General features: G+C 41.0%; 18 protein-coding genes and 1 riboswitch. Of the genes, 12 read left to right on the top strand and 6 right to left on the bottom strand.

The window, feature by feature from the left end:
* Window positions 1-28: 28 nt before the first annotated feature.
* A complete protein-coding gene (locus J7E35_RS09610; RefSeq protein ID WP_214779207.1) occupies window positions 29-547 on the bottom strand; it encodes a hypothetical protein in 519 nt (172 codons plus the stop codon).
* A 168-nt stretch (window positions 548-715) separates the two neighbouring features.
* On the opposite strand from J7E35_RS09610, the gene J7E35_RS09605 reads away from it, so the two are divergent.
* The 5 genes from J7E35_RS09605 (at window position 716) to J7E35_RS09585 (ending at window position 3,708) form a co-directional block, all read left to right on the top strand.
* Window positions 716-1,126 carry a hypothetical protein gene (locus J7E35_RS09605; RefSeq protein ID WP_251040858.1) on the top strand — a complete coding sequence of 137 codons (411 nt, stop codon included), beginning with the start codon at window positions 716-718 and terminating at the stop codon, window positions 1,124-1,126.
* 73 nt (window positions 1,127-1,199) lie between these two features.
* A riboswitch (PreQ1 riboswitch) is annotated at window positions 1,200-1,242 on the top strand.
* A 53-nt stretch (window positions 1,243-1,295) separates the two neighbouring features.
* Window positions 1,296-1,952: a 7-cyano-7-deazaguanine synthase QueC gene (queC, locus tag J7E35_RS09600; RefSeq protein ID WP_214779205.1), complete on the top strand. Its 657-nt coding sequence runs from the start codon at window positions 1,296-1,298 to the stop codon at window positions 1,950-1,952.
* Complete coding sequence (queD, locus tag J7E35_RS09595; protein WP_214779203.1) at window positions 1,952-2,428, top strand: 6-carboxytetrahydropterin synthase QueD; 477 nt, start codon at window positions 1,952-1,954, stop codon at window positions 2,426-2,428. Before queC ends, queD begins: the two co-directional genes overlap by 1 nt.
* Window positions 2,421-3,149, top strand: a complete 729-nt coding sequence (queE, locus tag J7E35_RS09590) for a 7-carboxy-7-deazaguanine synthase QueE (RefSeq protein ID WP_214779200.1) — start codon at window positions 2,421-2,423, stop codon at window positions 3,147-3,149. The genes queD and queE overlap by 8 nt, the downstream gene beginning before the upstream one ends.
* Before the next feature lie 19 nt (window positions 3,150-3,168).
* A complete protein-coding gene (locus J7E35_RS09585; protein ID WP_214779198.1) occupies window positions 3,169-3,708 on the top strand; it encodes a VUT family protein in 540 nt (179 codons plus the stop codon).
* Between the two features lie 750 nt (window positions 3,709-4,458).
* Here the strand turns inward: J7E35_RS09585 and J7E35_RS09580 are convergent.
* Window positions 4,459-5,295: an SDR family oxidoreductase gene (locus J7E35_RS09580; protein WP_214779360.1), complete on the bottom strand. Its 837-nt coding sequence runs from the start codon at window positions 5,293-5,295 to the stop codon at window positions 4,459-4,461.
* A gap of 129 nt (window positions 5,296-5,424) precedes the next feature.
* Between J7E35_RS09580 and J7E35_RS09575 the strand changes: the two genes are divergently transcribed.
* From J7E35_RS09575 to J7E35_RS09560, 4 genes are all read left to right on the top strand, one after another.
* On the top strand, window positions 5,425-5,685 hold the full coding sequence (locus J7E35_RS09575) for a hypothetical protein (protein WP_214779196.1): 261 nt from the start codon (window positions 5,425-5,427) through the stop codon (window positions 5,683-5,685).
* A gap of 344 nt (window positions 5,686-6,029) precedes the next feature.
* The gene (gene desA, locus J7E35_RS09570; RefSeq protein WP_214779194.1) at window positions 6,030-7,064 is read left to right on the top strand and encodes a Delta(5) desaturase DesA; all 1,035 of its coding nucleotides are present in this window, start codon (window positions 6,030-6,032) and stop codon (window positions 7,062-7,064) included.
* A gap of 325 nt (window positions 7,065-7,389) precedes the next feature.
* Window positions 7,390-8,529: a sensor histidine kinase gene (locus J7E35_RS09565; RefSeq protein WP_214779192.1), complete on the top strand. Its 1,140-nt coding sequence runs from the start codon at window positions 7,390-7,392 to the stop codon at window positions 8,527-8,529.
* Window positions 8,526-9,125: a response regulator transcription factor gene (locus J7E35_RS09560; protein WP_214779190.1), complete on the top strand. Its 600-nt coding sequence runs from the start codon at window positions 8,526-8,528 to the stop codon at window positions 9,123-9,125. Before J7E35_RS09565 ends, J7E35_RS09560 begins: the two co-directional genes overlap by 4 nt.
* Window positions 9,126-9,416: 291 nt before the next feature.
* Here the strand turns inward: J7E35_RS09560 and J7E35_RS09555 are convergent, their stop codons facing one another.
* Window positions 9,417-9,791 carry a nucleotide excision repair endonuclease gene (locus tag J7E35_RS09555; RefSeq protein WP_023614140.1) on the bottom strand — a complete coding sequence of 125 codons (375 nt, stop codon included), beginning with the start codon at window positions 9,789-9,791 and terminating at the stop codon, window positions 9,417-9,419.
* A gap of 151 nt (window positions 9,792-9,942) precedes the next feature.
* Window positions 9,943-11,619 (bottom strand): M4 family metallopeptidase, encoded by a 1,677-nt coding sequence (locus tag J7E35_RS09550; protein ID WP_214779188.1) that lies wholly within the window; start codon window positions 11,617-11,619, stop codon window positions 9,943-9,945.
* A 397-nt stretch (window positions 11,620-12,016) separates the two neighbouring features.
* Here J7E35_RS09550 and J7E35_RS09545 point away from each other — a divergent pair, with 397 nt between their 5' ends.
* Entirely contained in the window at window positions 12,017-13,591 is a 1,575-nt protein-coding gene (locus J7E35_RS09545; RefSeq protein WP_214779185.1) for a DEAD/DEAH box helicase, read from the top strand.
* A gap of 83 nt (window positions 13,592-13,674) precedes the next feature.
* On the opposite strand, the gene J7E35_RS09540 is transcribed toward J7E35_RS09545, so the two are convergent.
* Window positions 13,675-13,794, bottom strand: coding sequence for a DUF4023 domain-containing protein (locus J7E35_RS09540; protein ID WP_041965366.1), 120 nt, complete (start codon window positions 13,792-13,794; stop codon window positions 13,675-13,677).
* A 126-nt stretch (window positions 13,795-13,920) separates the two neighbouring features.
* On the opposite strand from J7E35_RS09540, the gene J7E35_RS09535 reads away from it, so the two are divergent.
* Window positions 13,921-14,478: a GNAT family N-acetyltransferase gene (locus J7E35_RS09535; protein ID WP_214779183.1), complete on the top strand. Its 558-nt coding sequence runs from the start codon at window positions 13,921-13,923 to the stop codon at window positions 14,476-14,478.
* Between the two features lie 16 nt (window positions 14,479-14,494).
* On the opposite strand, the gene J7E35_RS09530 is transcribed toward J7E35_RS09535, so the two are convergent.
* Window positions 14,495-15,034: a histidine phosphatase family protein gene (locus J7E35_RS09530; protein WP_214779181.1), complete on the bottom strand. Its 540-nt coding sequence runs from the start codon at window positions 15,032-15,034 to the stop codon at window positions 14,495-14,497.
* Window positions 15,035-15,155: 121 nt separating this feature from the next.
* Between J7E35_RS09530 and J7E35_RS09525 the strand changes: the two genes are divergently transcribed.
* A complete protein-coding gene (locus tag J7E35_RS09525) occupies window positions 15,156-15,317 on the top strand; it encodes a hypothetical protein (RefSeq protein ID WP_214779180.1) in 162 nt (53 codons plus the stop codon).
* The last annotated feature ends 71 nt before the right edge of the window (window positions 15,318-15,388 follow it).

The following is a 15,388-nucleotide window of genomic DNA, read 5'->3' as shown; positions in this document are numbered from 1 at the left end:
CGCCTGAGCATTTGCTCAGGCGTTGTCTCTATGATCCTTGATCCCTTTCAAACCAGTTTATTGTGTCAAATGGTATCATCCTGTATTTCTTTTTCGAGTGCTTTTGTTTGCCCTCGGGATTTTTAAGGATGACTATCTCGACAAAATCATTTCCAACAAAGGAAATCTTGCCACTGATTTTTTTAAACTTGCTGTCACACTCGGTCCCAATAATAACTTTGCATCCGATATATCTTCGCAAAACTGCTGCCATCTTATTACGCAAACCACCCAAGCGTACGCTGAAATGCCTGCTGCATAACTCGCGATCGGCGAAATTATAACGACGGTCGAAAATAACCGGGTTACAATCATCCTTGTAGCTATGGCAATATCCATAATCAGAGCTTGATTCCAGCTGCTCATCCATTGATGGGAATTCTGCAGATGAGCCACAGGAAAATGCTGATTCATGACTTTGGCATTCCGGATGATCATAATCTTGGATTTCAAGAGAATCCTGTCCTAAAAAATCCCGGCTTCCAGAAAAGTAAGCTCCATTATCCATCTGTATCCTCCTTTATTTAGTATGAAAACAATAGGTGCTTGTAATCATTTTATTCCTTTAAAAAATTTGCGAATGAGCAAGATGCCCTTATGGGGGAACTTGACCATTCAAAATATCATGTAATAAGCTATAGATAACGTTGGTTTAGCTGTTTACACCATTTGGAAAATGAATCAAATACTAAATATCAGGGTGGTTGCCATGGATGAATTATTAAAAAAATTACGATACAAACAGGGGACAGCCAGGGTGATGAACGCACCGAAAGAATACGAGTCATTAATTGAAGATATTGGCGATGAATCAGACAAAAATGAATTTATGCTATTATTTTCCAACAACAGTCAGGAAGTTAGGGAATGGTTTCCGAAGGCTGTTTCTGGATTGAAAGAGGATGCTGTATTCTGGATTGCCTTCCCAAAGAAAAGTTCAAAAGTTAAAACTGATATTAACCGCGACGCATTATTCAGGCTGGTCCAAGATATATCTGACTATAGAGCTGTCAGCAATGTCTCCATGGACGAAAAATGGTCAGCACTAAGGTTCAGGCATCAGGATCTGGTAAAATCAAAAAAGTGATGGAATAATACAGGCTTTCTTTTTATAAAATATGTGATAAAATGAGAAAGTTAAAATTACATATTCCGTTTTTACGGAAGAGGTTCTAGCTACCCTCTCAAAAAAACTAAGGGAAAACAGTACTGCTGTCTTAGTGGTACTGTTTTTTCTGTTGTAAAGGAGTTTTCTAATGAAAAATGAAAAAGCGGTTGTCGTGTTCAGCGGAGGACAGGATAGTACGACTTGCCTGTTCTGGGCCATGAAGGAATTCAAGGAAGTTGAAGCGGTCACTTTCGATTATAATCAGCGTCACCGCACAGAAATACAATGCGCAAAAGACATCACAAGCCAGCTTGGGGTGAAACACCATGTTCTCGATATGAGCCTGCTTAACCAACTGGCGCCTAACGCACTTACCAGGAGTGATATCGAGGTGAAGGATGGGGAAGAAGGGAAACTGCCATCAACCTTTGTGCCAGGGAGGAATTTATTGTTCTTATCCTTTGCAGGCGTGCTTGCAAGTCAAGTGAACGCTAAGCACATCGTAACAGGTGTATGCGAAACGGACTTCAGCGGCTACCCCGATTGCCGGGATGTGTTCATTAAATCATTGAATGTAACCCTAAACCTATCTATGGACCAGAACTTTGTCATCCATACACCATTAATGTGGCTGAATAAGGCACAAACCTGGAAGCTGGCTGATGACCTGGGCGCTTTTGAATTTGTCAGGACAAGAACATTGACTTGCTATAACGGAATCATTGCAGATGGATGTGGGATTTGCCCTGCCTGTAAGTTACGGAAAAACGGGCTGGATGAGTACCTGGAAGGAGTTGTTTCTTGATGTACGAATTCAGGATCGTCGACCAGCTTCAGAAAATAGATAAAGATATTAAGAGAGAACAATTAAAATATCATTCTAAGCGTGTGCTCGTCAGCAAGGAATTTACCTTTGATGCCGCTCATCACCTTCATGAATATGAAGGGAAATGTAAAAACCTCCACGGCCATACTTATAAAGTTATATTCGGCTTAAGTGGTTTTGTCGATGACCGTGGATTAATGATTGATTTTGGTGATATTAAAGATATTTGGAAATCAGAAATAGAAATTTATCTAGATCACAGATATTTGAATGAAACTTTGCCGCCTATGAATACAACTGCTGAAAACATGGTAGCCTGGATTTATGAAAAAATGTCTGATTCCCTGTCGAATAGACAGCATTTATACCAAGATGCAAGGGTAGAGTTTGTGAAACTCTATGAAACTCCAACTAGTTATGCTGAAGCAAGAAGGGAGTGGATGGAGATTGACTAAGATTCCCGTGATGGAAATTTTCGGACCGACGATTCAGGGAGAAGGAATGGTCATCGGACAAAAGACAATGTTTGTTCGTACGGCAGGGTGTGACTATTCCTGTGCCTGGTGTGACTCATCCTTTACATGGGATGGTTCTGGAAAGGACTTAGTCAGGCAAATGGATGCTGATGAAGTCTGGAGTGAATTGAGAGCATTGGGGGGAGATGGTTTTTCATATGTCACCATCTCAGGCGGAAATCCTGCTCTCATTAAGAATCTATCTGGACTGGTTGAATTATTAAAGGAAAACAAGGTCAGTGTTTGCCTGGAGACACAGGGGAGCAAATGGCAGGACTGGTTCTTGAAAGTTGACGCATTGACCCTTTCCCCAAAACCGCCAAGTTCGGGTATGGAAACAGATTTTGTAGTTTTGGACCAAATCGTAGAAGGTTTGCAAAAGAACGGGTCTTTAAAAAACGCCAGCCTCAAAATAGTCGTTTTCGATGCAGTTGACTATGAATTTGCCAAACTGGTACATCAACGTTATCCGGACTTAGCGTTTTTTTTACAGGTAGGAAATGACGACATTGCAACAGAAGACCAGATGAACTTAATGTCATCGTTGGTCGATAAGTATGAATCGCTGATAAATGAGGTTATGTGTGACGCGGAAATGAAAAATGTAAGAGTACTTCCGCAGCTTCATGTCTATGTTTGGGGAAATAAAAGAGGGGTTTAGACTACCAGGAGGTAAAATGATGAGAATCTTTTTATATTTAATTTCAATTGTTACTGCCAATGTGATTACAGCGGCGCTTGCACCGCTGCAATTTGGCATGTTCATTGTGCCGATGGGGACATTGCTGATAGGGGCGACCTTCATTTTCCGTGACCTTGTACAGAATAAGTACGGCCGTGCGAGAACTTATATGTTCATCGGCTTGGCACTCGTTCTTTCAGCTATCGTTTCGTATATTCTTGGAGATACACTTACGATCGTCTTTGCTTCGGCATTGAGCTTTGCTGTGGCTGAAACAACTGATACAGAGATTTATTCGAGACTAAAGCTCCCTATGAGCTGGAGAGTCTTCTACAGTGGTTTAGTCGGCGGCCTGCTGGATTCTGTCATATTTGTCGTGATTGGATTAAGTCCGCTAGGAGCAAATTTCCTTCCATGGGAAGCAGTTCCAGCCGCAATATTAGGCCAGGTAATCGTAAAAACCATCATTCAGGGAGTTGGAGCAATGCTGCTTAACCCAATTAGTAGCTTCTTCAATAATAAAGCGATGTCAAACTAGCATAAAAAAAGGTGCGCGGCTCTATTGGCCGTGCACCTTTTGTTTGATTGGGATGAAATTTGAAGGAGTAATATTTTCATAGCCTGCTTTGATATCTTGTTGTTTAGTTTTGGGAAAGACTATGCCTGATTGTTAGTGTGCCTTTCTATATTGGCGATTATTTCATTTTTGATGGGGAATAGCAGAGGTGATTCTTGTATGGAGCTCTGAGGATTGAATCGTACCCTTATGCGGGGTAACTGGTGTTTATAAGGGTACGAGTAGGATGGAATCATGCCCTTATGCAGGGTAACCGATCTGTATAAGGGTACGATTAGGGTGGAATCATGCCCTTATGCAGGGTAACCGATCCGTATAAGGGTACGATTAGGGTGGAATCATGCCCTTATGCAGGGTAACCGATCTGTATAAGGGTACGATTAGGGTGGAATCATGCCCTTATGCGGTGTAACTGTTCTGAATAAGGGTACGATTAGGGTGGAATCATGCCCTAATGCGGGGTAACCGCTCCGTATAAGGGTACGATTAGGGTGGAATCATGCCCTTATGCAGGGTAACCGATCTGTATAAGGGTACGATTAGGGTGGAATCATGCCCTTATGGAGGGTAACTGGTGTTTATAAGGGTACGATTAGGATCGAATCATACTCTTATGCGGGGTTTTTGGTCCTCATAAGGATGCTTATAAAATCTAAGCACGCCTTATGAAGAGCTCAAGCATTCAAAATATGAACATAGTCGCTGGAAGCATTATAACTTTAATTTTTTCAATACGATTCTTTCGATTGTTTTCCATGGGAGATAGTTCTTTAATTGAAGCATGGTCCTGACACCTTTTCCAATAGGGTATCTTAGGGTTGGTGCGCTTTTACTTGAAGCAATCACCGCTGCAAGCCTGGCAACATCAAGCGGATCTCCATAAGAATCTTGCCCTGCTGTTAATTTTTTCATTATAGAATCTTTCAGCCCCTCATATAGCGACTCATTTGGCATTGAAACATTTTCGATACTTTTCCAAATATTTGTCCTGTAGGAACCCGGTTCGATAAGGACGACCTCAATCCCAAAAGGCTTGAGCTCGAGCCTTAAGCTTTCACTGTATCCTTCAAGAGCATGTTTCGATGCAACGTAGGCAGACAATCCAGGGAATCCAAACCTCCCGCTGATGCTGCTCATATTTATGATCTTGCCCGATCCCTGCCTGTGCATCACAGGCAGGACAGCCTGGGTGACAGCAATAACACCAAAAAAGTTTGTTTCGAATTGATTACGATATTCTTCCATTGACAATTCCTCGCAAAAGCCGCCCTGTGCATAGCCAGCATTGTTTACTAATAAATCTACAGAAACAAGAGATTCCAGATAAACTTTTAATTCTTCGATTGATTGTTGCTGTGTTACATCCAGTGGAAAAACAGTAATTTTATCTGTCACGCTTTCAGCAGCGGCCAATTTAAGTAAAGTATCTTGTTTTTTGAGGTTCCGCATCGTCGCAATCACATTATAACCTGTTTTAGCCAGCTCGATGGCGATCAGTTCACCAAAACCGCTCGAACAGCCCGTCACAATAGCAGTCTTCATATTTATCACCCACTTCATCATCTTTTTTTTCAATTCTACAGGTAAATGATTATTTTGAACATAAACCAATGTATCTTTCCGGGAATCATGGAAAAAATCTAATACTGTGGATTTTCCATGAAAAGGAGCATGCATATGACGAAGGAAGACACACTTAAGATCCTGTATCTGATCGAAAGTGTTTATCCGCTTGTAACAATTAAAAGTGAAACGGTTCTTAGGTGGATGGCCAAATGCGAGTCAATGGATTACAGCATTTTATTAGAGAACCTTGCTCTGCATATGAGGAAGCAGCCATATCCTCCTACATTGAATGGGCTTATAGCCAATGCAAATAATGAAGTCACAAAATTAGAATGGTTGAACGAATATTCATTTAGGCCACAAAAGTGCTAAAAGTTTTTGTGATGCTCACGAAACACAGTGATTTATTGGTTTTAATACTGAAAGTGGCGGGTAATTTTTCAGGTGAAAAAGGAATGCATAATTCAAGGAGGTTGCAGCTATTTAGAAAAGTCTCTAATAATTAGGAAGTTATTTACTTGTTGCTAAAAAAATATTAACAAATATCATTACCTGGTCATAAAAATAAACCTTGATATATCAAGGTTTTAAGGGGAAAATTTATCGAAACATGACATTTGTCATATATCATATATGACACCTGCTACTGCACAGGATCATTTCCCTTATTTATAATTTGGTTAACTAACAAATCCGAAAGGGGAATTTATATCAAGATGGCAACTCACAATGCAAAAGAACTTAGAAAACAGGTCGCCCCTTATGAAAGCTCAAACACTAAAGATAGTATCATTCAAATAATCAATACGGTTGTTCCATTTTTGGTTTTATGGTTTCTGGCCTATCAAAGCCTTGAGATTTCGTATTTACTAACACTTGGAATTGCAGTTTTTGCTGCTGGTTTCATGATCAGGATCTTTATCATCTTCCATGACTGTACTCACCACTCATTCTTCAAAAACCGTACAGCCAATAAAGTGGTAGGTACGCTGACTGGCGTTTTGACTTTGTTCCCTTATAGCCAGTGGGGGCATGAGCATGCTGTCCACCACGCAACAAGCAGCAACTTGGACAAGCGTGGGACAGGAGACATATGGGTACTTACAGTTGATGAATACATGGCTGCCCCGATGTGGCAGAAGATTGCATACAGATTATACCGCAATCCACTTGTAATGTTTGTAGTGGGTCCGATTTATATTGTTTTAATCACGAACCGTTTCAACAGGAAAGGTGCGAGAATGAAAGAGCGCCTGAACACATATTTAACGAATGTGTTGATTTTTGGAATTTCTGGTCTTATGATCTGGGCAATTGGCTGGAAAGCTTTCATCATGGTAGAAGGTCCAATTTTCTTCATAGCAGGAATGTTCGGAATCTGGCTCTTCTATGTACAGCATACATTTGAAGATTCTTATTTCGAAGCTGATAAGGATTGGGAATACGTGAGGGCTGCGGTAGAAGGAAGCTCGTATTATCAGCTTCCAAAGGTACTCCAGTGGATTACTGGCAACATCGGCTATCACCACGTTCACCATTTAAGCCCGAGGGTACCAAACTATAAGCTTGAAGAGGTCCATAATAATACCAAGCCTTTGCAAAATGTGCCGACAATAACACTTTCCACAAGCTTGACTTCACTGAAATTCCGCTTATGGGATGAACGGAAAAAGCAGTTTATCAGCTTCAAGGAAATGAAAGCATATAAACAAAACAGCAAATTGGCTCCTCAGTCTAAGCCTGAACTATAAACTAAACTCCCCTTAATCAGGACGTATTCTTTCCTGGAATAAGGGGAGTAATTTTTTATGAGCAGACAAAATTTTCTTGTGTTAAGGCTCATTTCAAACTTTGTTACTATTGACTATAAAAAAAGATTGAATGGCCCATGTTTCTTGGCAAAATTAAAGCTAATTATGAGAAAGAGCTTGCACACTTAATTCCGAACGACAAATCGGCTTTTTATCACGTTAAAATCGGCTTTAGGATTTTAACAACAATCTATACGAAAACAGCCTTTCGTAAAACAGCCTATGTTAAAATAAATGCAGTTATGAGTAAAGCTGAGGTTCTGATATGATCAAAAAGTTTTTCAATTCACTTAGAAGCACTGGGATTTCGCCTTACATTTGGACGATCCTTGGAATATTGCCTTTTTATTTTATATGGCAGCTGCCAACGACGATTGGCAAAGTGGTCGGCATCATCCTGACTCTTATGTTTTTTCTTGTATACTGGGTGGCCTTTGTCTCGAAAGGCTGGACAGTATATCTATGGACTTGCATTTTAATAGGTATTTCCATAGCGTCAGCAAGTCTGTTCAGTTACGTATATTTCGCTTTTTTCATCGCCTATTTTATTGGGAATATCAAAGATCGGCTGCCCTTCCTTGTACTGTATTTCATCCATCTTGTGGGGACATCGATTGTCATTAACTTTGAAATTGTCCTTAAGGAGGAGTTCTTCATAAGGCAGCTTCCGATTATCGTGATTGTTTGGATCGGTGTCATACTCCTTCCGTTCAGTATCCATAACAGAAATGAACGAGGAGAGCTAGAAGAGAAGCTCGAGGATGCGAACAAGCGGATTTCTGAGCTGGTCAAAATAGAGGAGCGACAGAGGATTGCCCGTGATTTACATGATACCCTCGGTCAAAAACTATCACTGATAGGACTCAAAAGTGATTTAGCACGAAAATTAATCAATAAAGATCAGGAATTGGCAAAAGAAGAATTGAAGGATGTCCAGCAGACGGCGAGAACCGCACTGAATGAAGTAAGAAAAATGGTTGCCGAAATGAGGGGAATCCGGGTCCGTGACGAATTGGTACATGTCAACCAAATGTTAAAAGCTGCTGAGATCAAGTTTATCGGGGATGAAAAGGAATTCAATCTCAACAACGTATCCTTGCTGTCAGAAAATATCCTGAGCATGTGTTTAAAAGAAGCAGTTACCAACGTAGTAAAGCATAGTAAAGCATCAGCCTGCAGCATCTCGATAAAGCAAACAGAGAAGGAGCTGATTGCAGAAGTAAGCGATAATGGGGTCGGGAATATAACTGATGAGGACCTATATAAAGGCAGTGGACTTCATGGCATGAGAGAACGTCTTGAATTCGTGAATGGCACCCTCGATATATTCTCTAAGAACGGTACAACACTCTTGATTAAGATACCGAAAGTATTAAGACAAACTGGCAGGGAGGACCTGATATGATTCGGATAGTCATTGCAGAGGATCAGCGTATGCTGCTGGGGGCATTAGGCTCCCTGTTGAGTCTTGAGGATGATATGGAAGTCGTGGGAAAGGCGAGCAATGGAGAGGAAGCAGTAGCGCTGGCAAAGGAGCTTAGCCCAGACGTCTGCGTCATGGATATTGAAATGCCTGGAAAAACTGGACTTGAAGCAGCGGAAGAATTGAAAGCGCTTGGTTGCAAGGTGATCATCCTGACTACGTTTGCACGTTCAGGATATTTCCAGCGAGCCTTAAAAGCAGGGGTGAGCGGATATTTGCTGAAGGATAGTCCGTCAGAAGAGCTTGCAAGCTCTATACGCAGCGTGATGGGCGGGAGACGCGTATATGCCCCTGAACTCATGGACGATGTATACAGCGAAGAAAATCCATTGACTGAACGTGAAATGGAAGTGCTTGAGCTTGTTGCAGATGGAAAAAATACGAAGGAAATCGCGGGACAGTTGAGTATAACGACCGGCACAGTAAGAAATTATATCTCAACGATCCTGGATAAGCTTCAAGTAACCAACAGGATTGAAGCAATCACCCAGTCAAAGGAAAAAGGGTGGTTTAAGTAATGAAAAGAGCCTGAAATCAGGCTCTTCTTATTTATACCTTGATTTTCGTATAGCTATAACAATTCATAAGCGGAGAATTTCCTGTTATTAATATAGAAGACGCTTATGAAGGAGAAATAAGCGGAGAAATTCCGGTTAACTGATATAAAATTGAAAAAATCCAACGATCTGAATTAAATAAACGGAAAAACTCCCCTTATTTTAAAAAAATCAGGGGAGTTTCCAATTTAAGCGGAATTTTTCCGTTTATTCTTCAAGTACTATGAAATGAAAAATCGGTTATAACAATGCCTATTTATAAAACACCTTATCAATATTGTACTTGGCTTTAAGTACGTTGATTGCATAGGTTTCATAGATTTCTCTGTCTATAGGATCTACCACAGTAATGACAGCAATCTTGTTGACTTCATGACGATGGTTTTTAATAGGGGAGACATTATCCTCGAAATGTTTTTTTACGCGTGGTCTAAGCTTACGCGCTTTCCCTACGAACATCAATTCATCATCTGCGTCGAAAAACATGATGATTCCGCCTTTATCCCTTGGGATCCGGTGGTAATCCGTAAAACCATATTCACTGCTAATGACAGCTTCTACCTTTTCTCCTAATTGCTTGCTTCGTGTAATGACTACGTCTGGTGCTGGCAGTTCAATCTTAATCACTTATAATCACTTCCTATTCTTCAATTAGTAAATCGTACCACAGGCAAAAGTGAAAATCCACATATTATTATTTTACCCAAACAGAAAGAGCCTGACCCAAAAAGCGGCAGGAAAAACCGCTTAGGGCAGGCTCGGTTACAATTTCTTTTGTTTATTCAGTTATCCCGACACCATCAAGTCCAGCCTGAGTTGCTTCATATTCAGGGCTATTCGGTCCATACAAGTCATCTGCGGATTGCAGCAGTGCGTTTCGAGCATCGCTGAAGTTAGAATCAGGAGTTAAATAAACAGTCAGTGCCCGGTAATAAATTTTTCCAAGCTTCTGCTTGCCAATTTGTTCACCAGTTATATAGGCTGCATGATTGATGATGGAAGAGTTGATGTGCACTCCGCCATTGTCGAGATTCAGTGGAAGGTCATAAAACTCATCCATATGCTTTGGATACATTCCTTCACCATTTCCATAAGGCACATAAGCACTGCCAACAGGGAACCTGCTTGGATCACTCAAGCTTCTTAAAGCATCACGTCCACCTTGGACAGCACTTTCTCCCATAATATCTTCACCAAGCTCCCAATCATCCTCATCAATCAGAGCACCGAAAATATCAGAAAATGCTTCATTCAATGCGCCGGACTGGAAACGGTACTTAAGATTAGCAGAAGTGTTCGTTACCCCGTGTGTCATTTCGTGGGCAGCTACATCCAGGCCAGCTGAAAGGGAAATCATGAATTCGCCATCCCCGTCACCATAAGTCATCTGAGAGCCATTCCAGAATGCGTTATTGTACTTGTCCCCGTAATGGACAGTCGAGACGATAGCCATACCTTTACCATCAATGGAATTTCGTCCATGTTCGTTCAGGAAGTAGTGGTATACCTTTTCTGAGTTATAATGTGCATCGACACCTGCCCGTTCATAGTTACTTGTCCAGGCTGCATCCCTAGAGGCGAAGAGATCTCCTGGAAGCCTGGCTGAGCTAGAGCGCCATTGATTTTTAAAATCATACGTGAAAATACCTTGGGCATTCTCGAGGGAACTATCATAAAGGTAGAAGGTGGAGCCTTGATTTGAGCCTGCTTCGTTTTGATGGGAAATATTCAGGACGCGATGGTCCCCTTTCACTCCCAGTCCGGACCCTTTAGAAGAAGAATACTCTCCGGCGTGCATCAAAGCGTTATACTGATCCACTACATTACCGGTTTTAGCATCTACATAAACAAACCAGTTTCCGGGATGCTCACCCAGGAAATTCACATTTACTTTATAAGCTAAATATTCCGTATCATTATAAGGATAAATAACTAAGTCGGTTTTCGGTTGAGTTTCGAGCTGGTCAGGTGCGGAAACAGTGTGCTTAGCCAGTTCCAGGGCATTCTCAGCTGAAATTTCAGGCTGGGTGCTGATCTCTTTGTCTGCAACCTCATTGTTATATTGTCCATTTACCGATTTGACAGACCCATCTTGATTATAGTGGACAACCATCTCTGCACCTTCTACAGGAACTCCGTTAATCGTCTGCTGCAGCCTTACATGCTTCATTCCCAATTGATCCTTTTCCTCACCTTTAACCCTCAGGCTTTGACCGGGATTTTTCAGTTTTAACAGTTCTTTATTTTCTTCAACATACTCTACTGCCCCTGATTTTGAGACCTTATCAGCTTTCATGAATATAGAAGGGTTTGGCTGTTTTTCAGATAGTCCATTCTGTAAAATAGTACTTGAAACATGATCAGGTTGGACCGCTTTAACGGTTGAACCAACCAATGGACTAACCATTAAAGCTGTTGATAAAAGCATCGGGATTACTAATTTTTTCTTCTCCATTCTTAACACTCCAGTTCACGAAAAATTCCCCCCCATTGTCAAAATAGTACTATTATCATTCAGTATGTATGTGGGAGGGTAGAGTTAGTTTAATTGAGAAAAGTATAAAAGTTAATAGAAAAGTATGTTAATTCCGAAAATTGAACACAAAGGAGTGCGAGGATATTTTATTTCGCGTGACGAAAGAAGTGGTTTTTATTAAGTTGCAGTTCTTCCTTCCTAATAATGGTATAATGTTTTTTTCTCTCCTATTTACACTGTGGCCAGAACTTCGGTTTGGCGAAAAAACATAAAGCGAAATATCAAAGAGCAATACTTGATATTTTCCTTCGCAAAAAGCAATAATGAGAAGGATGGTTGGTCCAACCCAGCCTATTAAAGAAAGCAGGGATTGAATTTGAATCAATTTAAATCTTTAGGTATTTCAGAACTACTTGCAGAAACACTCAGCCAACAGGGGATTACCGAGCCTACGACAATCCAGGAAAAAGCAATACCATTATTGCTTGATGGCAAGGATGTCATTGCACAATCCCAGACGGGTACTGGCAAAACCTATGCTTTTGTGCTGCCGATCCTGGAGAAAATCAATATCGAGAAACCAAATATACAGGCATTGATTGTTACCCCAACTAGAGAGCTTGCATTGCAAATTACCAATGAAATAAAAAAACTGATTGAGGGATTTGAAGGTATAAATGTTCTTGCTGTATATGGAGGTCAGGATGTCGAATCACAGCTTAAAAAGCTGAAGAAAAACATTCATATTGTTATCGGGACTCCCGGAAGGTTGCTTGACCATATACGCAGAGAAACGGTTGATTTTTCAAATGCAGCTTTTCTCGTACTGGATGAAGCGGATCAAATGCTGCACATTGGTTTCCTGAATGAGGTTGAAGAAATCATCAAACAAACTCCCAAAACAAGGCAAACCTTACTATTTTCAGCGACAATGCCAGATGAAATTAAAAGGCTTGCTAAACAACATATGTACAAGCCAGAATATATCCAGGTCGAGAAAACCCAGGCCCCGCTGGAAAACATCAAACAAATTGCCATTAGTACAACAGACAGGGCAAAACAAAATGATTTAATTGAGTCACTGAGATTATATCAGCCATTTTTAGGAGTCATTTTTTGCAGGACAAAAAGAAGGGTCAGCAAGTTGAATGACGTATTGAAAGCCAATCATTTTAATTGTGATGAGCTGCATGGTGACCTCTCCCAGGCAAAAAGGGAACAGGTGATGAAAAGATTCCGTGAAGCAAAGATCCAGTATCTGATCGCTACTGATGTAGCCGCAAGAGGGCTTGATGTAGAAGGTGTTACGCATGTTTTTAATTATGACATCCCGCTGGATACTGAAAGTTATATCCATCGGATCGGCCGTACTGGCAGGGCAGGCAGTGAAGGGCTTGCTCTAACGTTTTATTCGCCTAAAGATAGACCTCAGTTGGATCAAATTGAAACAGAGCTCAATATAAGAATTGAAAAGAAAAACATGGGGAACGCCAAAACAGGTGAATCCAAAAATGATGATTACAGTGCCGGCAACAAAAGCAAACAAAGGTCTGGTGATTACAAGGGGAAGAATACCCGATCGAGAAGACGGGAAGATAAAAAACCTGAAAGGGATCATCGGGGTGAAAAAATAAATAAAGAGACAGTTACCCGGAGGCGGACAGACGATAGACGTGAAGTTCGTTACGGCGGCAAGGGCCTTTGGGATAGGGAACAGCCGCCATCAAGGAGTGAACGAAGAAACTCTACTGAAGGACATCAATCAAATCCTCCTCGTTCAGGTGGAAGAAGAGTGGAAAAAGCTTCAACGCGTGCAGGTAATGAAACAGCAACAAGAAGTAGTGGTGAAAGACCGACTCGCGAAATACAAGGCAGAGAGAGACGGAACTCCAGCTCTCCTGGAGGACGAACAGCCAAAAGAGGCGGTTCAAGCAGCCGCAGGAGCAGGTAGAAGACACAAAAAGAGACCGGATTTTGCGGTCTCTTTTTGTAACCAAGTTCTTTGTCGGAGGCGGGCACGTCTCCGCTTTTTAATTAATGCTGTTTATTTGGCAGCTTGTCACTAGGATTTTCTTTTCCCTGCCGCTTTCTATTCTGTTCGTCTTTCCTCTGTTTATCGTGCAGCTTTTGAACAAATTCGTGGGTATTCTCCATTGGTGTACCTCCTGTTATAAATGGCTCGTCGTTACTTTTTCCATTACTTAATCAAATCATTCATGAAATAGTATGCCGATAGGGTATTATAAGAGTTATAAATGAAGATGTTCAGGAGTGACAGTCTTGCAAATAAAAGATATTTATCGAAATCTCCCGCAGCTTGAAACGGAGCGCCTGTTATTAAGGAAAATTGGATATGAGGATATTGATGATATACATACTTATGCTTCCAACCCTGAGGTATCAAAATATGTTTTCTGGGGGGCACATGAAACAAGAGCGGCGACTGAGGAATACGTAAAGATGCTCCTTGCGCTGTATGAAGAGGGGAAAATTGCTCCCTGGGGCATTCATTTTAAAGAGGACAACAAACTGATTGGCACAGTCGATTTTGTTTCCTGGCAGCCGCAGCATAGGACTGCAGAAATCGGTTACGCACTTTCCGTTGACTATTGGGGAAGAGGAATTGCTACAGAGGCTGCTAAAGAACTCATCAGGTTTGGAATGAAAGAAATGGATCTGGTCAGGATTCAGGCGAAAAGCCTTGTAGCAAATATTGGTTCTGAGCGTGTAATGGAAAAGGCCGGAATGAAATTCGAAGGCATCTTAAGAAAGTTCATTTATCTTAAAGGTGCGCATTATGATGTCAAGATGTACTCAATCATAAAAGAAGACGCTTAAATTTGAGCGTCTTCAACTAATGTTTGTTTGTAAAAGTGTATACTTTAGCATTTTCGGGCCTTTTGAATTTGGGGCCTGAAAACCCTCTTTTCAATAACTCCTTCCTCATGAACATCATGATTCCCCCGTGGCCAACAATTAAAATATCTTGATCGTGAGCGATCACTTCATCCAAAACCCTGTTAATCCTCGTTATAACTTCTTTTTTACTCTCCTGCTGTGATTTGTGTCCCAAATACCAGGCAATCCGGATTAAAGCTACATGAAGCCAGAGTGGCAGGCGAAATTCGGTTTTGATGACCGGGTAAAGAGACATCTCCCGCAGGTCCTCCAAAAACATGATATCTCCATTAAACGCTCTGGTTGCAGTAATTTTCGCTCTTTCTAGATCACTTGAATAGCATTTTACCCATTTATGCTCATGATGATCAATTTCAACTTCCTCAATTCGGGACTGATTATACTCCTGCTGCCAAACAAGAAGCTCCTGGGAGGTGACAAGTTTATTTGGATACCCTAAACTCACTTTAAAATGGCGTAACAATCCTATTTTCATCATTATCATCCTAATCAATATAGTATTGTTACTAATTCACCAAATGATCCCAAAATCCTTCTTGAATTATCTGTGTTAGTTCGAGCGAAATGAGGAACTTTAAAAGCAGGAGGTGTCTACATTGCCAAGAGGAAAAGAGCTTGAACAGCTGCCAATGGCTAACACTTTGCCAGGTATGGGGGAAGATCGCAGTAAGTTTGACCGAGATGTATTAACCGGTATTACTACTGATGTAAGACCAATGCCGGCAAAAGTAAAGGAAGAAAATCAACAGAAAAACTAAAGTGAACTTGAAGGCTTTGTCCTTCAAGTTTTTTATATTAGGTCAATCTATGAACTTTTTACCCAATTGGC

The organism is Bacillus sp. ISL-45, from assembly GCF_018613195.1.
Lineage (GTDB): Bacteria > Bacillota > Bacilli > Bacillales > Cytobacillaceae > Mesobacillus.
This window is presented reverse-complemented; position numbering and strand designations above follow the sequence as displayed.